Below are 19,065 nucleotides of genomic sequence, written 5' to 3' on the forward strand. Positions count from 1 at the left end.
GATCGTCCGTCTTCGATTCTTGTTAAGCCGAAACGACGGCGGCGTTTGGGGGAGAGAACCGACCGGAGAAAATGACTCGATTGTCCTACGATCAACTGATCAGACCGTGGACGGCCAGTGGATATTGTCGGCACCAGCGGTGCGTGGGCTCAATTTTAATGAACGGACCGCAGCAAGACTCGCTGTGGATGACCTCCTTGTGACGAAGACAAGTGGTAGCTCTGCCCACATTGGTAAGACTACGCTTGTGAACACAGAGATTGCAGCGACTGAGGCTTGCTTTGGCAATTTCATGCAGAGGCTTCGGGTCGGATCACGAATGCTCCCTCGCTTCCTTTGGTATCTGATGAATCTGGAGCTCGTCAGGAATCAGTTCGTCTATCTTTCCACGACGACGACTGGGCTTTCGAATCTTAGTGCCCGAGATATTTCGCAGGTTGGAGTTCCGACTCCTCCGCTTGAAGACCAGCGCGCCATTGCCGACTACCTGGACCAAGAGACAGCCCAGATCGACGCGCTCGTGACGAAGCAGGAGGAATTAATCGGGCTGTTGCGGGAGAGGCGCTCCTCGTTGGTGACGCATCAGGTGACGCACGCTACGACAGAGCGCATACCACTACGACGCGTGGTTGACGCTATCGATTGTGCCCACGTCACTGCGGACTTCGTGGACGAGGACGAGCAGTATCCGGTTGCAAGCATCCGCGAGTGCCAAGGAGCAACCGTCGACCTCTCGAATTGCAAGCACACGACTGAGAAGTTCTACAGTCATCTCCGCACCTCTGGTCGAGCTCCCCGTGTCGGTGACCTCCTGTTCATTCGGAATGTGTCTGTTGGTCTTGTGGCGGAAGTCGCGCCTGGAACTCGCGAATTCGCGGTTGGGCAGGAGACCGTCCTCCTTCGCCGCAAAGCGAACATAGACCCAACCTTCCTGCGTTACGCACTGACGAGCGCAGAGGTGGAGCACGCAATCGAAGGAGCAATGATCGGCGCTACCTTCAGACGAATTAATGTCTCGGCGATACGTTCGCTTCCGGTTCCTGTGCCTCGGTTCGATGAGCAAATACGGATCGCTGCTCACCTCGACGAACAGACCGCCCGCATCGACATCCTCATCGCAAAGGCAGAGGAGCACATCGCTCTTGCGAAGGAGCGCCGCTCGGCTCTGATCACTGCTGCCGTCACTGGGCAGTTCGATGTCCGTACCGCACGAAAGGCTGGATGACGGCGATGTCAATATCTGACGCAACTCGCGAGGAAGCGCTCGAGGTCGAAATCGCCGAATACCTTGGTAAACATGGCTGGCTCTACAGCCCGAACGACGAGGGCTATGACGCGGAGCGGGCGATCTGGCCCGAGGACGTGCTCTGGTGGCTGAGCGAGACCCAGCTCGACGAGTACACGAAGGTCGTACGCGCCGGCACGGGGGCCGAGCAGGATGACCGCGAGGCACTGCTGTCGACGCTCGTCACTCGTCTGGATACCCCGATGAGTTCGGGAGGCGGCACGCTCAACGTGCTGCGCCGGAAGTTCTCGCACACGCGCGGGGCAACAGCGCATTTCCGGATGTGCCAGTTCAAACCGGCGACGACGTTGAACAAGACCGTGACCGAGAAATATGAGAAGGTGCGTCTGCGTGTCGCCCGGCAGGTGTATTTCTCGCCCAAGCGCGAGGACAAGAGGTCGATCGACCTCGTCTTCTTCGTCAACGGCTTGCCGGTGGCGACCTGCGAATTGAAGTCGTTCTTCAAGCAGCAGTGGCGCACTGCAGTCACGCAGTATCGCAAGGACCGAGACCCGGCCGGCCAGCCGCTGCTCGGGTTCGGTACCCGCGCACTGGTGCACTTTGCGGTCGATGACGACCAGGTGCACATGACGACGAAGCTGGCGGGGGAGAAGACGTACTTCCTGCCGTTCAACCGTGGCCATGACGACACCGGTGCCGCGGGGAACCCAGCCAACCCTTCAGGGCCGGCCACGTCGTACCTCTGGGAGGAGGTGCTGAAACGTGAAAACTTCCTTTCCGTCCTTGGCTCACAGATGTTCCTCAAGTCTGATGTGGACGAGGACCCGGCGACAGGGAAGATCACGCGCTCGACAGCACTGATGTTCCCGCGCTACCACCAGTGGCGTGCGGTGAGGAAGCTCGTCGACACGATCAGCGACGAAGGTCCGGGCCGCCGATACCTCATCGAGCACTCGGCCGGGTCAGGAAAGACGAACACGATCGCATGGACGGCGCATAAGTTGGCGCGCCTGCATGACCGGTCGAATGAGAAGGTGTTCGACAAGGTCATCATCGTCTCGGACCGCCGAGTGCTGGATGCGCAGCTGCAGCAGGCGGTGGAGCAGGTCGACGACACTGGCGGTAGTGTCGCGGTGATCGACTCGGCTGCCGTGCGCCGGTCCGGTGGCTCGAAGTCTCGGGCATTGCTTGACGCGCTGACCGGGTCGTCGCTGATCATCGTCGTCACGCTTCAGACGTTCCCGTTCGTTAAGGACCTGTTGGAAACGAAGCTCGGTTCGAAGAACTTCGCGGTGATCGTCGATGAGGCGCATACCTCCCAAACGGGCAAGACTGCGGCGGAGCTGAAGAAGGTGCTCACCGAGGGCGGTGAGGTCGCTGATGATGAGGGCGAGCTCGATGGCCAGGACGTGCTCAACCAGCTCGCCGAAGCTGACGCGGTCCGTGAACTTCAGATCGCTTCGGAGACGGCTGCGCGCGCCCGGGCGAGGAACGTGTCCTTGTTGGCGTTCACAGCAACGCCGAAGGCGAAGACGAAGCAGCTCTTCGGTCGTGCGGGCGATGATGGCTTGCCGGTCTCGTTCGACGTGTACCCGATGCGGCAGGCGATCGAGGAGGACTTCATCCTCGACGTCCTGCGCGGCTACCAGACGTACAAAACGGCGTTCGAGATCGAGCAGCACGGCAAGGCCGGCATCGCAACGGGGATCGGCCCAGACGGTGACACACTCGTGGATCCGAAGACCGCGACGCGGAAGATCATGCGGTTCGCGAAACTGCATCCGACGAACATCGGCCAGAAGGTCGAGATCATCGTCGAGCACTTCCGTGCCAACGTCGCGCATCTGCTGGAGGGGCACGCGAAGGCGATGGTCGTCACCGACTCCCGCCAAGCCGCACTGCGGTACAAGCTCGAGACGGACAAGTACCTCAAGCAGCAAGGGTATGCATATCAGTCGATCGTCGCGTTCAGCGGCAAATTGAGCGACGAGGACTACGGCATCGAGGACGCGACCGAGGCGTCGATGAACCCTGGTGTCGGGTCCGACCTCGCCCGTGAGTTCGGTCGTCCTGAGTACCGGCTCATGATCGTCGCCGACAAGTTCCAGACCGGCTTCGATCAGCCGTTGCTGTGTGCGATGTACGTGGACAAGAAGTTGCCGGACGTGCATGCTGTGCAGACGCTTTCGCGTCTGAACCGCACGTATCGTGCGCCGTCGGGGGAGTTGAAGGACCGTACGTTCGTGCTCGACTTCGTCAACGATCCCGAGGACATCCTCGAGGCGTTTCTGACGTACTACCTCGAGGCGCACGTGGAGAAGGAGACCGACCCGAACCTCGTACATCAGCTAGCCACCAAGCTCGCGCAGGCTCGGATCTACACGCCGAACGACGTCGAGCGCTACGCGGAAGCATGGTGGGCGCGAAAGCAGTCGCATGCCGCACTGGCAGCAGCCGTGACTCCGGCGCGCGACGAGTTCTTCGCCCGCTGGAACGAGGCGAAGGCCGACGAAGACAGTGAAGCGCTCGACGAACTGCGCACGTTCCGGAAGGACTGCGGCTCGTACGTCAGGCTGTATGACTTCATGTCGCAGGTCGTGGACTATGGCACGAGCGACTTGGAGAAGCTCGCCGAATTCCTACGTCAGCTGATGCGCCTGTTGACGATCGACGGGGAAGAGCCGGACGTGGACGTGTCGGGCTTGGAGATGCGTCGGGTGAGACAGATTGATCAGGGCAGCGCCGACATCGCGCTATCCGGTGATCAGAAGACGCCCGGACTTCAGGGAATCACGGGTCTCGGATCGCACGTGTCGCGGCAGGATCCGCAGCAGGCGCTGTTGTCGGAGGTAGTCTCGAAGATCAACGAGTTGTTCGGGTCGGAGTTCGCCGATCCCCAGATCGAAGGCTTCGTCCGGGCCGCGGCCGGCATGGCCGAGGAAGACCCGCGCATCGCTGATCAGATCGACTACAACGCGCTCGACCAGTTCATGGCGTCGCCCGAGCTGCGCGAGACGCTTACAGACGCCGCGGTCCTCAACGAAGGAGCGTTCGGCAAGCTCACCGGTGCGCTTACCGGCGAGAGTGACCGCGCTGATGAGTTCATTCGACTGATTGGGCAGTACCTCTACCAGTCGCGCAGGTTGCGAATGGATGACGACTAGTGCCATGATCGGGCCGATTGATACGGCCGAGCATTACGGTATGGCTCTGGGGCACGTCTCGGTCTTGTAAGAAGCCGTGAGAGTTCGTATCAAGGAACGCAGGCGTCCACACCCCGATTGTCACCTGTTCTAGCATCAGTCCCGTTTTGTGAACGGTTCAAGTTCGTCTGCGCACTGATCTGGTCCTCGCGTCCGACGTTCGGCACGAGGCCCGATTGTTGAACGGTCGCGACATCTGCCGACTGCAGTCGGCGTGTGATCTCAGTCCAAGAGCACGAACTCGGTTGCAAGAGGGTCCCGGGGGAGAGCTTCCGTGAGCGACTTGGGCTTCGCACCGATCTGCAAACCGATCCAGAACCGCAGGATGAGCAAGTTCTCGCGGAGCGTGTTGATCTGATCAAGCGAGTCTGGTTCTTGTCGATCTGGATGCTTAGCACCCATATACGCTGTGCTGGCTATGTCAACCTAATTCGGCCCCACCACGACGGTTTGAATTGGCCCCACCTGCCGGAACAGTCAATGAGAACATTGCGTTGTTCTCGTAGCCACATTGAGGACCTTAGGAGATCGCTTGAAAAGGCAAAACCGGATTGCCCATTGCTTGATTTAGAAGCCGGTCGGTTTCAGTGGCCCACTGCGATTCGCCCGGTGTCTATCATCGACTGCCCGTGAAGAATGGGAGGAGAGCGTTGACGAGCGCGTTTGGTGCCTCTTCTGCAATATGGTGGCCCGAGTCGATCCCGAATCCGCGGACGTCCTCGGCCCATGACTTCCATATGAGTAACGGATCACCGTAAAGGTCTTCCAGGTCATCGCGTAGTGACCACAGAAGAAGCAAAGGCATCGTCAAGCGACGGCCAGCTCTTCTATCGGCCTCTTCATGGGCATGATCAATGGTGATGCCCGCTCGGTAGTCTTCAAGCATGGCACGCACAACATTTGGATCGCGCATCGCTAAGCGCCATTCAGCGTGGTTCTCATATCCCATAGTCTCCGGATTGCCGGTGTACCAAGCCTCTGGGTCCGCATTGATGACCCGTTCGGGCGTTTCGGGTTGAGCGAAGAAGAACCAGTGCCACTACCGAGTTGCGAATCGAGCATCCGCGCGTAGCAAATGCTCGCTGATGGGGATGCAATCCATCAGCACCAGCTTCGAGACCTGATCCGCGTAGTCCAAAGCGAGTCGCAGTCCAACGTAGCTGCCGCGGTCATGTCCGACAACTGAGTACTGCTTGTACCCGAGTTCGAGCATCAGCGTTGCCAATATTCCAGCGATCTCTCGTTTTGAGTGGGCGGAGTGATCTCTCGTCGGTGTAGGGCCAATCGAGCGCCCATAACCCGGTAAGTCCGGAACAACGACCGTGAAGCCAGCCGCGACTAGTTCGGGCGCGACTCGATGCCAGGTCGATCCCGTACGTGGGTGCCCATGGAGCAACAACGCTACGGGGCCCTCACCTGCGCGGCGAACTCGTAGCGCACATTTCTTAATTACAACGATCTCGTCGATGAAATTGTCGAACATCTCACCAGTATGAGCGCTCCAGCCTGCTCGAGCGCTGTTGTACATGCGAAAGAGGCGAAAGTATTGCTTGCGAGAAGAGGTGCGATTCCCCGATCAACCGGCCACGCCTGTTGCAAGAAGCCTTCCAAATCCATTCGGCATTGAGCGGTACATCTGACCGCATCGGAAACAAGCAGTAGCCACTGTGAGGGCGAAGGCGCGACAGCTTTATGTAATGGTTTTTGACAAACTATAGCATTACCCTTCAGTCTGTGGGTATGAAGACGACCTGGGCATGGCTGGGCGACCATCTCGCCGTCGATTTCGCCAACACGATCAAGGTAGTCGATAACAGCACTATCGAACTCATTGGTTCCGTCGAAGAATTTCACGACTGGCACGAAGCGGAACCTGCTGACTTGCCCACCGTTGTCCTGACATCAGAGGGCCTTCGGGAACTGCGCAGCCTCCGCGATTGCGCCCTTCGGCTCTTGCACGCCGCTTGCGACGACAGGACGTTTCCGCAGGCTGACATTGCCACCATCAACGAGGCAATCGAAATCGGCGGCACCCTCCGGTTACTTGGGCCGACAGCTGGAACCTCTCGCCTACAGTCCGCGTCGGAGAGCGGGTTCGACGCACTGGCCGGACGTCTTGCTGCCGCAGTGGTCGATCTCCTCGCGCGAGAGGATCTCGCCAACCTCGCCCTCTGCCCAGCTCCATCATGCGGTCAGCTCTTTCATCGTGCCCGGCCGAACCAAATGTGGTGCAGTCCTGGCTGCGGCAATCGAGCCCGCGTCGACCGTCACCGTCATCGCAGGATGAGTGCCGCGGGATTGGCCCGGCGCTGAGTGTGATGACGACGTTTGATCTCTCGGTAGTGCCAGGGTTCGTTATTGCCGTCGTACTTATCCTCATCGCTCCCGGACCAGACCTGGCCTACATGGTCGCAGTTGGCCTCGGAGGGGGTCGACGGGCAGCGCTGTCAGCCATCGCGGGCATCTGTTCGGGGATGGGAATCTACGCGGTCATCGTCATAGCAGGATTGGGCACCGTAATCGCCTCGAGCGCCCTCGCCCTGACGGTCATCAAAATATTCGGCGCGGGCTATCTGGTCTGGCTGGGCATCGGAGCACTCCGCTCCGCGCGAACCGCGACCAGGAATCAGCGCAATCTAGCTCCTGATCGTTGGTACCTTCGGGGTCTGCTGGTTAGCCTGACAAACCCGAAACTGCTTCTCTTCTTCATCGCCCTGTTACCACAGTTCATCGGAGAAGCGTCGAGCCCGACTCTGCAGTTGACACTGTTAAGCGTGATCGACATCTTCATCGAATTCGTTCTTTATGGTGCCGTCGGGCTGTTCGCTGGTTCGTTCCAATCACGGTTTGCTGACAGTGCGAAGGGCGGGAGAGTGCTGCACTACATTTCGGCCGGAGTCTATTTCGCACTGGCAACACTCGTGGTTGTGGATCTCTTCGTGCAATGAGAGTGCTAACTCTGCCATTGATTCAAACCAAAGCCTGCGGATCAGCAGATCAATTCGAGTTAAAGTCGGAGCGTAGTGCCAGTTCCGGATAGTCGATGACGATTCCGTGGGAGTCAACCGTGATCTCTGCGCTGAAGTCTCTGCTGTAACTGGTGTAGCGCACCTTCCCGGCAGTCGGGCTCGACCCGTAGACCTGGTCGCTGCGGATCACTCGAAGCGAGGGCACGTCGATCCAGGCCATGACCAAAGGAGGGTCCGGTACCTCTTTTCGCAGGAGCCCGAGGCGGCGAATGGGCATGACGTTCGTCAGTGGGCACCGACCGAGGTCGCAATCGACAGCCCCGCCAAGATCGGCATCCGCGGCTACCCCCGGCGCCGGGAGGTCTGAATCGCCCCGGGGATAATAGAGGCAGGGAGATTGGAAGAAGGAGATTCTCTCTTGCCAGTGAAATACACCGACGAGCTCAAGGCTCGTGCCGTTGAACTCGTCATCCATGCCCAAGCCGACCCGGAGACCGCGAACGGAGCAATCAGTCGCGTCGCCAATCAGCTTGGGCTGAGTAAGGAAACATTGCGGGTGTGGGTGCGCAAGCACAAGGCCACTGGCCGAGCTACTCCTGTCGAATCAGTTGATCTCGAGGCTGAGAACCGCCGGCTGAGGACCGAGCTTGCTGAAGCCCGGCGTGCCAACGAGATTCTGAAGAAGGCCTCGGCTTTCTTCGCGGCGGAGCTCGACCGCCCATCCAAGTAGTCGTCGACTTCATCGACAACAATCGTCACGAGTTCGGAGTCGAGCCAATCGTGCGCGCCCTATCAGGGACTGCCGCGCGAATTGCTGTGAGCTCGTATTACGCGTTTAAGAAGCGCAAACCATCGGCTAGGGCCCGTCGGGACCAGGCACTGATGGCCGTGATCAAGGATGTGTATGAGGCGAACTATTCCTGTTACGGAGTGCGTAAGATGTGGAAGGCGATCAACGGTGAGTACGCCGAACAGTTCGGGAATATCGCCCGATGCACGGTGGAGCGGTTGATGTGCCAGTTGGGTATCGACGGGGTTCGCCGGAAGCGGAAGCGTCCGAAGACGGCCTCGGCAAGAGCTGAGGAATGTCCGGAGGATCTCGTTGAACGTGAGTTCAAGGCTGGTGGCCCGAACTGTTTGTGGGTCGCGGACATCACGTATGTATCGACGACTGCCGGTTGGGTGTACACGACATTCATCCTCGATGTGGGTGCGTCAATGAAGTCATTGGTGTGTGATTCTCATAATGAAGGCCGCTATTCATTGTGAACCATTGTGGCTTCTGCAAAGCGCGATTTACGTAGCATGGCGGTTATGGTCTCAACTGACATCGAAACGGCTCCCGCGCAATCTCTCAACCACGTATCCAGCCGGAACCGGGCAATCGCCTCGCTTGCACAGCACGATACTCGATCTGGCCTCCCTGAACTGAACGACGAAGTTCCGCTGATCGGCCTGATCGATCTCGACCTTCTTGATCGTCTCTTCCTTGAACTCAATACAGGGTTCGATGTATCCGGCATGACTCTCCATGCGGTCGCTTGCAAGGCAGCGCCGATCAAATCGTTGCTCCAGCGCTACGCCTCTATGGGGGCCGGTTGTGAAGTTGCCAGCAAGGGCGAGCTCGAATTGGCCCTGACCTCGGGGTTCTCTCCGGCCAGAATCGTCTTTGACTCACCCGCGAAGACTCGCGCTGAGTTGAAACGAACGCTTGAGCTCGGTGTATCGATGAACATCGACAATGTCGAAGAACTCGACCGCGTCGACCAGATTCTCTCTGACCTGGATGACCCCGGGAGCCGTAAAAGCACGTCGGTAATCGGCCTGAGGATCAATCCGCAGACTGGCTCCGGGGAAATCGAGGCTCTGAGCACGGCCTCGAGAACCTCGAAGTTCGGGTTTGGGCTCGCTGATCCAGGAAGTAGGGCGGCGATTATTCAGGCCTACCTGGACCGTCCGTGGTTGTCGCAGATCCACGTGCACTCAGGTTCTCAGGGCCTGACCCTCCGCCACGCAGCAGACGGGATATCTCAAGTCGTCGCACTCGCTCAGGAGATCAATGACCGATCCTCGCGCCAACGGGGCACGGTCAAACAGATCACGCGCATCGATATTGGTGGAGGGCTCGCTGTCAACTTCTCTGGTGACGCGATCACCCCCTCTTTCGCTGACTACCGTCAAGAGCTGGAAGCCTTGGTCCCAGAGCTCTTCAACTTCGACCTTGTGACTGAATTCGGTCGGGCTCTTCTCGCCAAGGCCGGGACGATTGTGACTCGCGTCGAGTACGTGAAGACTGCAGGCGATCGCAAGATCGCGGTCACACATGCTGGTGTTCAAGTTGCGACGCGAACCGCCTATGCGCCCGATGATTGGCCCTTGCGGATTTTGCCTTTCGACAGTGAAGGCCGGCCCAAGCTACAAGGAGACTCTGCCGCACACGATATTGCCGGCCCGGCCTGCTTCGCGGGCGACCTATTGGCCCGAGACAGGATGCTGCCGCTGCTGAAGTCTGGAGACATCGTGGCTGTGCCCGAGACAGGTGCCTACTACTTCAGCAACCATTTCTCGTACAACCTCCTTCCTCGAACTCCTATCTACGGGTACTTCGGTGACGATGAACAGTGCTACGTGCAAATCAGACGAGGGCAGACAACGGATGAGGTCCTGGCCGAAGCCTCGGCCTGAGGCTCTCCGACGGACCCGACCCAGAACATTTGAACAAGGAGAATGCAGTGAGCAACGAAGCCGCTCCAGAAACCCCAGTCCAAGAGAAGTCCGCCAACGCCTATGAAACTGCGCTGACACCTGGCCGATCACGGTTGATATGGATCCTCGCCACCGCCGGCGTCGTTCTGGCCGTTATTGCTGCGTTCATATCGGAGGGCCCGACTCTATGGGGCCTGCTCCCTATCGTCCTCTACGCGGTGCTGGCGATCCTCGGAATGGACATCGTCGTGGCCACCGTCGTCGCGGTGGTCTCAGGAATCATCATCGCCAAAATGGGAGCCATCGAGATCGGTGAGATGCTCGGTGAATCGTTGGCAGACCAGATTACGATCATTGGTCTGATCATCATGCTCGGCGCAGGCGTCGGCGAAATTCTCAAAGTCACTGGCGTCGCCCAGAGCATTGTCTCGACCGTCATGCACGTTTTCGGGCGAAGCGGCAAGAACATGATGGTCTTCGGAGTGATGGTCTCTTGCCTGATCCTCGTTGCAGCACTGGGCACCCTGGCCGGTGCCATTGCCATCGCCGCCCCGATCCTGCTTCCGATCACTGCTCGTCTCGGATATACGAAATCAGCCACAGCGTCGATGCTGTTCATCGGTGGCTGCGCCGGGCTCGCGCTCGCTCCCTTTGCCGGCTCCAACGTCGCGATCATGGAAGCGGCTGAGGTCAACTATGCGCAGTACGTGCTTTATGGTGGAGGGCCCATCGCGCTACTTTCCCTCGTTGTCGGCGTACCGGTGGTGGCGCTTATGCAGCGGTGGACCAGCAAAAAGGATGACTTCTATTCCACCGAAGAAGTAGGCGATGCGAGATCTGCTGAGACAACTGGGTCACGTGTTCCTACCTTCGTATTCCTCGGACTGCTGGCTGTGTCAGTCGTCTTCGCAGCCGTCACCTCTGCTGGAACGACCTTCCCGTTGCTCGCCCTGCCGGTACTAGGTGTTGCGACCGCTATAGCTAGCCGAATGCGCGTTCAAGACATCGTTTCAACGATCTACCGTGGTTGCTCCCAAGTCATCAGCATCTTCATCCTCTTCTGGCTGCTCGCGGCGCTCTTCATCCTCATCGACAAGTTGGCCCCATTCGACGTGGTCATGGACTTGTTCGGCACGCAGCTCGAATCCGCGTCTCCATTGGTCTTCACCATCATCATCGCGCTCCTCGGCTGGGTCGGTGTTCCCGGAGCGACAGCAGCACAAGTCGTACTTCTTGATAAGGTCTTCGGCGATCTCGGGGCTACCCTTGGTGTGAGCGCCGGGTCGTGGGTCATCGTGCTTCTCTTTGCTTCTAAAGCTGACACCTACGGGCCGTTCCCCAACGGAAACATGATCGGCGTCATGGGCCTAGCCCGGTCAACGAATCTGCGCAACATGCTGATCACTGGTTGGATGCTCCTAGTACCCGCCTGCATCATGTATTTCCTCTTCCTCTTCTTCGAAACGAGGTAAACAGTGTTCGATCTCCTCATCACCAACGCTCAAATTATCGACGGCACAGGAAGTCCCGGCTTCCACGGCGAGGTCGGGGTCCGGGACGGCCGCATCGCACATATCTCCCAAACCCTCGAAGCGGCCTCAAATCGCGACGCGGATGCTGCACACGATGACAGGGCCCGTCTAACGATTGATGCTCATGGTCAGGTACTGGCTCCCGGTTTCATCGATCTGCATTCCCACGCCGACTTCTCAGTCATGGCGGACCCAGCCGCTCAGACACAGTTACTCCAAGGCGTGACCACCGCGCTCGTCGGAAACTGTGGATCCTCGCCGTTCCCAGCTAAGTCAGTTGCTCAGATACAGCGAGACAACGCTCACCTCGACGCAGAGTTCACTGGCGAATGGACTGGCGCACGTGGATTCTCCGAGGCGGTGGAGGATGCCGCACCGGGTATCAATATCGCCCTTCAAGTAGGGCTATCGAGCATTCGCTCTTATGTCATGGGCCCCATTGATGCAGCAGCAGACTCCCGACAACTAGACGCGATGAGGAGCCAAGTTGCTGCGGCTGCCGAAGCCGGAGTCTACGGTTTCTCCAGTGGACTCATCTACGCGCCGGGGATGTATTCACAGCCGGACGAAGTAGCGGCGCTGGTAGCAGAAGCTGCAGAGAACGACTTGCTCTACTCAACTCATATGCGGAATGAATCTCATAGTCTTCTCGCCGCAGTGGACGAGGCTATCGACGCGGCCACTGTCGCCGGAGCCAGGTTGGAGATCTCTCATCTCAAGGCGATGGGGCCAGAGAACTATGGGTCCCCGGCTCTTGCATTGGAACGGATTGAAAAAGCGCGGGAGGGTGGACTCGACGTCAAAGCTGATGTTTACCCCTACACGGCATCGAGCACAAGGCTGACATCGAGACTTCCGGGTTACGCCATGGACGGTGGTCAGGACGCGCTGCTTGCGCGACTCGCCGATCCAGGTCAGCGTCCGAAGATTGCTAAAGACATGGCAGCCAGGTTCGGCAAAGATATCGACCCGGAAGGCGTCGTGATCGCCGCTCTCGGTGCGGGTGATACTGAGGACGACTACACGTGGGCAATTGGAGAGTCGATTGCCCAGATTGGGCGAAAAGTAGGCTGCTCTGCTGAGGAAGCCGCGATGCGAGTCCTCTCGGCGCACGGAGCTTCCGTTGGAATCGTTAACCACGCGATGGATCCTGAGGACGTCGCGAGGGTGCTTTCCCATCCACTCGTCTCTGTCGCGAGCGACGGCTGGATACTACGGCCCGAAGGCGAGGGAATGCCGCACCCAAGGTCGTTTGGAACCTTCGTCCGTGTACTGGGCAAGTATGTCCGCGAAGACGGGCTTATTCCGCTCGAGGAAGCAGTACGAAAGATGACGAGCCAGCCAGCGGAGAGACTGCGAATGGAGGATCGGGGCGTCATCGCCCAGGGCAAGATTGCAGACATCGCAATCTTCGACGCGGCCTCCGTCCGCGAGAACTCGACCTACAATGATCCTTGGCAACTGGCGAGTGGATTATCGACGGTGATCGTCGCGGGGAACATCGCGGTCAAGGACGGTCAGGTCACCGGCCAACGGTACGGGAACGTATTGCGGAAACGCTGACCTTGATCGATGGTCGGTGAACACGGAATGGGCGTTTTGGTGTTTGGGGCTCCAGCGGTAAAGCCTATGGCTTAGTCGATGACGGCGCGCTCATATTTCGTGTCTCGGCAACCGAACATCGACGCGAACGCGTGGCTGCGGACTAACCGAATTGACCGTGGGTGTGGGGTAATGCCAATTGAAACGTTGAACCGCGCATACTGCTGTCCATGAATTGGTGCGGCCTCCCCGATGATGGAGGGCGCGCACCAATTCAGCCTTGAGACCCGATTAGGTGGTCAGCACAACCTTCCCCGTAGTCTCCCGACCCTCGAGCGCCCGATGCGTATCAGCAGCGTCCGCCAACGCAAACGTCGCACCCACCCGGAAGTTCAGCCAGCCGTGTTCGATGCCGTTGAAGAGCATGGCCGAACGCTTCGCCAGCTCCTCCGAACTGCGCACGAACCATGCCAGCGACGGACGAGACAGGAAGATTCCGCCCGAGGAATTCAGGCGCTGAATGTCGAACGGCGGCACCTGGCCGGATGCTCCGCCGAAGAGCACCATCGAACCCAACGGCTTGATCGAGGCCAAGGACGCATCGAAGGTGTCCTTGCCAACGCCGTCATACGCAACATCGACGCCCTCACCGTCAGTAAGCTCCTTGACCTTCGCCGTGATGTCGACGCCCTCACCATAGAGGAACACCTCATCGGCTCCGGCCTTACGGGAGAGCTCTGCCTTCTCCTCGGTGCTCACCGTCGAAATGACGTTGCCGCCCAAGTGCTTGATGATCTGCGTGAGCAACAGTCCGACTCCACCGGCACCGGCGTGCACCAATGCGGTCTGTCCCGGCTTGATCTCATGCGAACTCGTCGCAAGATACTGTGCGGTGAGACCCTGCAGCGGCATCGCGGCAGCCACCTCGGTGCTCACGCCCTCAGGCACACGCAAAAGGTTGTCCGTGTTGACGACAACCTGCGTCGCATACGACCCGGGAGCCTCATGCCACGCCACGCGATCGCCGACTTTCCAGCTCTCGATGCCCTCGCCCACCTCGGCGATGCGGCCGGTGCCCTCGGAGCCGACGATGTGCGGGTACTCCATCGGATACACACCCGAACGACGATACGTATCGATGAAGTTCACACCCGCAGCCTCGACATCGACGAGCACCTCACCGGCACCCGGCCTCGGGGTCTGAACCTCACCGAACTCGAGGACCTCGGGTCCGCCTGCCTTCATCGCTCGCACTGCCTGGGTCATCACGCCTCCTGCATATAATTTAATGTGCTGGTATAGTTATACATATGAACGATCTTACGGTTGCCGTCTCCGGTGCCACCGGATACGCCGGGGGAGAGGTCCTCCGGCTGCTGAGCACCCACCCCCAATTGAAAGTCACCACGGTGTGCGGTCATTCCTCCGTGGGCGAGACGCTCGGCCGACATCAACCCCATCTTCCCCGATTCTCTGATCTTGTGGTCAAGGAGTCCACCGCCGAGGTGCTCGCCGGCCACGATGTCGTCATCCTCGCGCTCCCGCACGGGCAGTCCGGAGCCATCGCCGCCGAGCTCGAAGCCACAAGCCCGGAGACGCTCATCGTCGACCTCGCCGCCGACCACCGCCTCATCGATGCCGCCGCCTGGGAGAAGTTCTACGGCTCCGAGCACCAGGGCACCTGGACCTACGGACTGCCCGAATTGCTCACCGGCAGCGGTGCCAAGCAGCGCGAGACGCTGAAGGCCACGAAGCGCATCGCCGTGCCCGGTTGCAACGTCACCGCCGTGACCCTCGGGCTCGCGCCACTCATTCAGGCCGGGCTCGCCGTACCCAGCGGGCTCAATGCCGTACTCGCCAATGGAGTCTCCGGGGCGGGGAAGGCTCTCAAGCCGCACCTGACAGCCGCGGAAGTCCTCGGCGATGCGTCCCCGTACGGCACCGGCGGCACCCACCGGCACGTGCCCGAGATCGAACAGAACCTCAACGTCTGTCTCGGCGCTGACGCCGCCGGGGGCCCGACCCGGATCTCCTTCACCCCGACACTCGTACCCATGGCCCGGGGGATACTGGCGACCATCACCGCCGACCCGGGTGAGGCCGCACCGCGCACCGCCGAAGGACTCATCGACGCAGCGGCACTGAAGGCCCAGCTGAACAGTGCCTTCACCCGGGTCTACGCCGATGAGCCCTCCGTCCGGGTGCTGCCCGAAGGCCAATGGCCGCGCACCTCGGCGACCACCGGCTCCAACGTCGCCCAGATCCAATTCACCGTCGACGAACGGGCCGGCAAGATCCTCGTCGTCGTGGCCCTGGACAACCTCGTCCGCGGCACCGCCGGACAAGCCCTGCAATCCATCCACCTGGCCCTCGGCCTCGAGGAGACCACCGCACTTCCCCTGGAAGGAGTCGCCCCATGAGCGTGACCACGCCGAAGGGCTTCATTGCCACCGGACTGACCGCCGGACTCAAACCCAGCGGCACCAAAGACCTCTCCCTCGTCGTCAACACCGGCCCGTCCAACGCCGTCGCCGCCGTCTACACCTCCAATCGGTGCAAGGCCAACCCGGTGCTGTGGTCCCAGACGGTCTCCGCCAACGGCCAGGCCCGCGCCGTCGTCCTCAACTCCGGAGGAGCCAATTGCTACACCGGTGACTTCGGGTACGAAACGACGACCCTGACCGCGTCGACCACCGCCCAACTCCTCACCGAAACTGGCCAGGCGACGACCACCGACGAGGTGCTCGTGTGCTCGACCGGCCTCATCGGCGTCGGCGGCCAGGACTTCCGCGACACGATCATCGACCACCTGCCCGATCTGGTCGATAACCTCGCCGATTCGCCCGAAGCCGGAGTGTCCGCCGCCGACGCGATCATGACCACCGACACCGTCGCCAAGACCGCCACCCGCACCGGGACCAGCGGATTTACGATCGGCGGCATGGCCAAAGGCGCGGGCATGCTCGCCCCGGGGCTGGCGACCATGCTCGTCGTCATCACCACCGACGCGAACGTCGACCAGTCTGTGCTCGATGCAGCACTGCGCAATTCGACGAACCGCAGCTTCGACCGCCTCGACACCGACGGGTGCATGTCCACTAACGACACCGTCATCCTCATGTCCTCAGGAGCTCATGACTCCGAGGTGGATGCGGACGAGTTCACGAGCCTCCTCGGCGAGGTCTGCCTCGACCTCATGCACCAACTCCACGTCGACGCCGAAGGTGCCCATCACGACATCGCCATCACCACCCAGGGGGCGGCGTCCGAGGCCGAAGCCGTCGAGGTCTCCCGCTCCGTGTCACGCTCGGCCCTGTTCAAGGCCGCGATCTTCGGGGAGGACCCGAACTGGGGACGCGTCGTCGCCCAGGTCGGAACCACCTCGGCGGACTTCGACCCGACACAGATCGACGTGACGATCAACGGGGTGCAGGTGTGCCGGGCCTCCGGACCCTACGAAGACCCAGAGAAGGTCGAATTCCGACGACAGGTCGACGTCGTCATCGACCTGCATGCAGGAGGCGACACCGCCACGGTCTGGACCTCGGACCTCACCCACGATTACGTCGAAGAGAACAGCGCCTACTCAACATGAGCTCCAACCCACACGACATGTCCACGAAATCCACGGCCGCCCGGCTCGCCGCCGCCCAGGTCAAGGCCGAAGCGCTCACCGAGGCGCTGCCCTGGATCAAGACCTTCGCCGGCGCCACCATCGTCATCAAATACGGCGGCAACGCGATGATCTCCCCGGAACTCCAGCAGTCCTTCGCCGACGACATCGCCTTCCTCCGCTTCGCCGGCATCCGCCCCGTCGTCGTCCACGGCGGCGGACCCCAGATCTCGGCCATGCTGAATCGCTTGGGCATCGAGTCCGAGTTCAAGGCCGGGCAGCGGGTGACGACACCGGAAGCCGCCGAGGTCATCCGCATGGTGCTCTCCGGCCAGGTCAACCGCGACATCGTCTCCCGCATCAACCAGAACGGCAACGCCGCCATCGGACTCTCCGGTGAGGACGCCGACCTGCTGCTGGCGAACAAAACCCACGCCGAGGTGGACGGAGAGCGCGTCGACCTCGGCCGAGTGGGCGAGATCGCCCAGGTCAACACCACCGTCATCAACGAACTCCTCGACGCCGGACGGGTGCCCGTCATCTGCTCGATCGCCTCGGAGATCGGGGGAGAGGCGGGAAAGCCGCTCAACATCAACGCCGACCTGGCCGCCTCGGCGGTGGCGAAGGCGCTGAAGGCTGACAAGCTCATCATGCTCACCGATGTGCCCGGCCTCTACGCGAACTGGCCCGACACGTCCTCGCTCATCTCCCGCATCGGCCCGGCGAAGCTGCGCGAACTGCTGCCCTCGCTCGATTCGGGGATGATCCCGAAGATGACCGCGGCGCTGGAAGCCATCGAGCACGGGGTGCAGCAGGCCCACATCATCGACGGGCGGATGGCGCACTCGCTGCTGCTCGAGGTATTCACCTCGGAGGGCATCGGCACCATGGTCGAAGACACCGTCGTCGAACCCGCACCACTCGGCGACGGACACCAAGGAAACGCGGAGGAGAACAATGACTGACACACACGCACAGACCTGGCGGGACGACTTCTCCCGCGTCCTCTCTCCGGTCTTCGGCTCACCTCAGCTCGACCTCGTCCGCGGTGAGGGCTCGTATGTCTGGGATGCCTCCGGTAAGCAGTACCTCGACCTGCTCGCCGGCATCGCGGTCAACGCACTCGGCCACTGCCACCCCGCCTGGATGAAGGCCATCACCGAGCAGGCTTCGACGCTCGGCCACATTTCGAACTTCTTCACCTCACCGGCGCAGATCGGCCTGGCCGAGAAACTCCACGAGGTGCTCAACCTGCCCAGCGGGTCGGCCGTGTTCCTCTCGAACTCCGGCACCGAGGCGAACGAAGCGGCCTTCAAAATGGCCCGCCGCGCCGGGGGAGGGTCCCGACCGATCATCATCGCCGTCGAAGGCGCCTTCCACGGCCGGACCATGGGCTCCCTGGCACTGACCGCGAAAGCTGCCTACCGGGAACCCTTCGCCCCCGGAGTCCCCGGCGTCGTCCACGTGCCCTACGGCGACGTCGACGCGCTCGCCGCCTCGATCAACGACACCACCGCCGCCGTGTTCATCGAACCCATCCAGGGTGAGGTCGGCGTGCGCACACACCCCGCCGGCTACCTCACCGCCGCCCGGGAACTGACCAGCAAGGTCGGCGCCCTCCTCGTCGTCGACGAAGTCCAATCCGGAATCGCCCGCACCGGCTCCTGGACCGCGCACCAGGACCAGGCCATCGGCGAAGGCGTCACCCCCGACATCATCACCCTGGCCAAAGGTTTGGGCGGAGGCATGCCCATCGGGGCGACCATCACCGTCGGCGACGCCAACACGAAACTCCTCGAACCCGGCCAGCACGGCACCACCTTCGGCGGCAACCCGATCGCCAGCGCCGCCGCACTCGCCGTCCTCGAGACCATCGAAACCGAAGGCCTGAACGACAACGCCCGCGAAGTCGGCACCTCGCTGACCGGAGAACTCCAGCAGATCCCCGGCATCGGCGAGATCACCGGGCAGGGACTCCTCCTGGGCATCGAACTCCTGCCCGACCAGGACGGAAATGTGCCCGACTCCAAGGCCGTGGCCGCCCGCGCAATGGAGGCCGGCTTCATCATCAACCCCGTCGCCCCGGGACGCCTCCGTCTGGCCCCGCCGCTCATCATCACCCGCGACGACCTCAAACCGTTCCTCGCGGCCCTGCCCGGACTCATCGCCGGCTGACACGGCCCACCGGCACCCGCCCCGCGAACCTCGGGTTCGCACGGGTCGACGGGCCACCTCGGCGCAGCCACCCACGACT

17 protein-coding genes and 1 other annotated feature are annotated in these 19,065 nt (G+C 61.0%); of the genes, 13 read left to right on the top strand and 4 right to left on the bottom strand.

The features are described from left to right. Positions 1–199: 199 nt before the first annotated feature. Positions 200–1,225 (top strand): restriction endonuclease subunit S, encoded by a 1,026-nt coding sequence (locus tag ACH82I_RS17750; RefSeq protein ID WP_413334531.1) that lies wholly within the window; start codon positions 200–202, stop codon positions 1,223–1,225. Positions 1,226–1,230: 5 nt separating this feature from the next. Continuing rightward, positions 1,231–4,410: a type I restriction endonuclease subunit R gene (locus ACH82I_RS17755; RefSeq protein WP_413334533.1), complete on the top strand. Its 3,180-nt coding sequence runs from the start codon at positions 1,231–1,233 to the stop codon at positions 4,408–4,410. A 655-nt stretch (positions 4,411–5,065) separates the two neighbouring features. Here the strand turns inward: ACH82I_RS17755 and ACH82I_RS17760 are convergent. Both ACH82I_RS17760 and ACH82I_RS17765 read right to left on the bottom strand, forming a co-directional pair. Next, the gene (locus ACH82I_RS17760; protein WP_413334535.1) at positions 5,066–5,398 is read right to left on the bottom strand and encodes a hypothetical protein; all 333 of its coding nucleotides are present in this window, start codon (positions 5,396–5,398) and stop codon (positions 5,066–5,068) included. A gap of 90 nt (positions 5,399–5,488) precedes the next feature. Next, positions 5,489–5,977: an alpha/beta fold hydrolase gene (locus ACH82I_RS17765; protein ID WP_413334536.1), complete on the bottom strand. Its 489-nt coding sequence runs from the start codon at positions 5,975–5,977 to the stop codon at positions 5,489–5,491. Positions 5,978–6,189: 212 nt separating this feature from the next. Here ACH82I_RS17765 and ACH82I_RS17770 point away from each other — a divergent pair, with 212 nt between their 5' ends. Together ACH82I_RS17770 and ACH82I_RS17775 are read left to right on the top strand one after the other, a co-directional pair. Then, complete coding sequence (locus tag ACH82I_RS17770; protein ID WP_413334538.1) at positions 6,190–6,762, top strand: CGNR zinc finger domain-containing protein; 573 nt, start codon at positions 6,190–6,192, stop codon at positions 6,760–6,762. 5 nt (positions 6,763–6,767) lie between these two features. Next, positions 6,768–7,397 (top strand): LysE family translocator, encoded by a 630-nt coding sequence (locus ACH82I_RS17775; RefSeq protein ID WP_413334540.1) that lies wholly within the window; start codon positions 6,768–6,770, stop codon positions 7,395–7,397. Between the two features lie 49 nt (positions 7,398–7,446). On the opposite strand, the gene ACH82I_RS17780 is transcribed toward ACH82I_RS17775, so the two are convergent. Next, complete coding sequence (locus ACH82I_RS17780) at positions 7,447–7,893, bottom strand: putative glycolipid-binding domain-containing protein (RefSeq protein WP_413334542.1); 447 nt, start codon at positions 7,891–7,893, stop codon at positions 7,447–7,449. Here ACH82I_RS17780 and ACH82I_RS17785 point away from each other — a divergent pair. The 5 genes from ACH82I_RS17785 to ACH82I_RS17805 all read left to right on the top strand — a co-directional run bounded on the left by ACH82I_RS17785 (position 7,843) and on the right by ACH82I_RS17805 (position 13,219). Beyond that, a complete protein-coding gene (locus ACH82I_RS17785) occupies positions 7,843–8,148 on the top strand; it encodes a transposase (RefSeq protein WP_413334544.1) in 306 nt (101 codons plus the stop codon). The genes ACH82I_RS17780 and ACH82I_RS17785 overlap by 51 nt on opposite strands. Further along, positions 8,109–8,237 (top strand) — a sequence feature (AL1L pseudoknot). Its footprint overlaps the gene before it by 40 nt. Continuing rightward, positions 8,235–8,687, top strand: coding sequence for an IS3 family transposase (locus ACH82I_RS17790; protein ID WP_413334546.1), 453 nt, complete (start codon positions 8,235–8,237; stop codon positions 8,685–8,687). (Overlaps the previous feature by 3 nt.) 45 nt (positions 8,688–8,732) lie before the next feature. Further along, the gene (locus ACH82I_RS17795; RefSeq protein WP_413334548.1) at positions 8,733–10,103 is read left to right on the top strand and encodes a diaminopimelate decarboxylase; all 1,371 of its coding nucleotides are present in this window, start codon (positions 8,733–8,735) and stop codon (positions 10,101–10,103) included. A gap of 47 nt (positions 10,104–10,150) precedes the next feature. Continuing rightward, complete coding sequence (locus ACH82I_RS17800; protein ID WP_413334550.1) at positions 10,151–11,596, top strand: Na+/H+ antiporter NhaC family protein; 1,446 nt, start codon at positions 10,151–10,153, stop codon at positions 11,594–11,596. Positions 11,597–11,599: 3 nt separating this feature from the next. Further along, complete coding sequence (locus ACH82I_RS17805) at positions 11,600–13,219, top strand: N-acyl-D-amino-acid deacylase family protein (protein WP_413334551.1); 1,620 nt, start codon at positions 11,600–11,602, stop codon at positions 13,217–13,219. Positions 13,220–13,489: 270 nt separating this feature from the next. Here the strand turns inward: ACH82I_RS17805 and ACH82I_RS17810 are convergent, their stop codons facing one another. Continuing rightward, a complete protein-coding gene (locus tag ACH82I_RS17810; RefSeq protein WP_413334553.1) occupies positions 13,490–14,464 on the bottom strand; it encodes a quinone oxidoreductase family protein in 975 nt (324 codons plus the stop codon). A 44-nt stretch (positions 14,465–14,508) separates the two neighbouring features. Between ACH82I_RS17810 and argC the strand changes: the two genes are divergently transcribed. Genes argC through ACH82I_RS17830 form a run of 4 tightly spaced genes read left to right on the top strand, consistent with a single transcriptional unit; the run spans position 14,509 to position 18,986 of the window. Continuing rightward, entirely contained in the window at positions 14,509–15,618 is a 1,110-nt protein-coding gene (gene argC / locus ACH82I_RS17815; RefSeq protein ID WP_413334555.1) for an N-acetyl-gamma-glutamyl-phosphate reductase, read from the top strand. Next, positions 15,615–16,793 carry a bifunctional glutamate N-acetyltransferase/amino-acid acetyltransferase ArgJ gene (gene argJ, locus ACH82I_RS17820; protein ID WP_413334557.1) on the top strand — a complete coding sequence of 393 codons (1,179 nt, stop codon included), beginning with the start codon at positions 15,615–15,617 and terminating at the stop codon, positions 16,791–16,793. Before argC ends, argJ begins: the two co-directional genes overlap by 4 nt. Beyond that, positions 16,790–17,776: an acetylglutamate kinase gene (argB, locus tag ACH82I_RS17825; RefSeq protein WP_413334559.1), complete on the top strand. Its 987-nt coding sequence runs from the start codon at positions 16,790–16,792 to the stop codon at positions 17,774–17,776. The genes argJ and argB overlap by 4 nt, the downstream gene beginning before the upstream one ends. Beyond that, positions 17,769–18,986 (top strand): acetylornithine transaminase, encoded by a 1,218-nt coding sequence (locus ACH82I_RS17830; protein ID WP_413334561.1) that lies wholly within the window; start codon positions 17,769–17,771, stop codon positions 18,984–18,986. Before argB ends, ACH82I_RS17830 begins: the two co-directional genes overlap by 8 nt. The last annotated feature ends 79 nt before the right edge of the window (positions 18,987–19,065 follow it).

It is taken from the genome of Brevibacterium sp. GP-SGM9, assembly GCF_047300845.1.
GTDB lineage: Bacteria > Actinomycetota > Actinomycetes > Actinomycetales > Brevibacteriaceae > Brevibacterium.

Coding starts and splice junctions, on each gene's coding strand:
- ACH82I_RS17755 (WP_413334533.1), top strand. CDS start 1,231: ATGTCAATATCTGACGCAACTCGCGAGGAAGCGCTCGAGGTCGAAATC.
- ACH82I_RS17760 (WP_413334535.1), bottom strand. CDS start 5,398: ATGGGATATGAGAACCACGCTGAATGGCGCTTAGCGATGCGCGATCCA.
- ACH82I_RS17765 (WP_413334536.1), bottom strand. CDS start 5,977: ATGTACAACAGCGCTCGAGCAGGCTGGAGCGCTCATACTGGTGAGATG.
- ACH82I_RS17770 (WP_413334538.1), top strand. CDS start 6,190: ATGAAGACGACCTGGGCATGGCTGGGCGACCATCTCGCCGTCGATTTC.
- ACH82I_RS17775 (WP_413334540.1), top strand. CDS start 6,768: ATGACGACGTTTGATCTCTCGGTAGTGCCAGGGTTCGTTATTGCCGTC.
- ACH82I_RS17780 (WP_413334542.1), bottom strand. CDS start 7,893: ATGGATGACGAGTTCAACGGCACGAGCCTTGAGCTCGTCGGTGTATTT.
- ACH82I_RS17795 (WP_413334548.1), top strand. CDS start 8,733: ATGGTCTCAACTGACATCGAAACGGCTCCCGCGCAATCTCTCAACCAC.
- ACH82I_RS17810 (WP_413334553.1), bottom strand. CDS start 14,464: ATGACCCAGGCAGTGCGAGCGATGAAGGCAGGCGGACCCGAGGTCCTC.
- argC (WP_413334555.1), top strand. CDS start 14,509: ATGAACGATCTTACGGTTGCCGTCTCCGGTGCCACCGGATACGCCGGG.
- argJ (WP_413334557.1), top strand. CDS start 15,615: ATGAGCGTGACCACGCCGAAGGGCTTCATTGCCACCGGACTGACCGCC.
- argB (WP_413334559.1), top strand. CDS start 16,790: ATGAGCTCCAACCCACACGACATGTCCACGAAATCCACGGCCGCCCGG.
- ACH82I_RS17830 (WP_413334561.1), top strand. CDS start 17,769: ATGACTGACACACACGCACAGACCTGGCGGGACGACTTCTCCCGCGTC.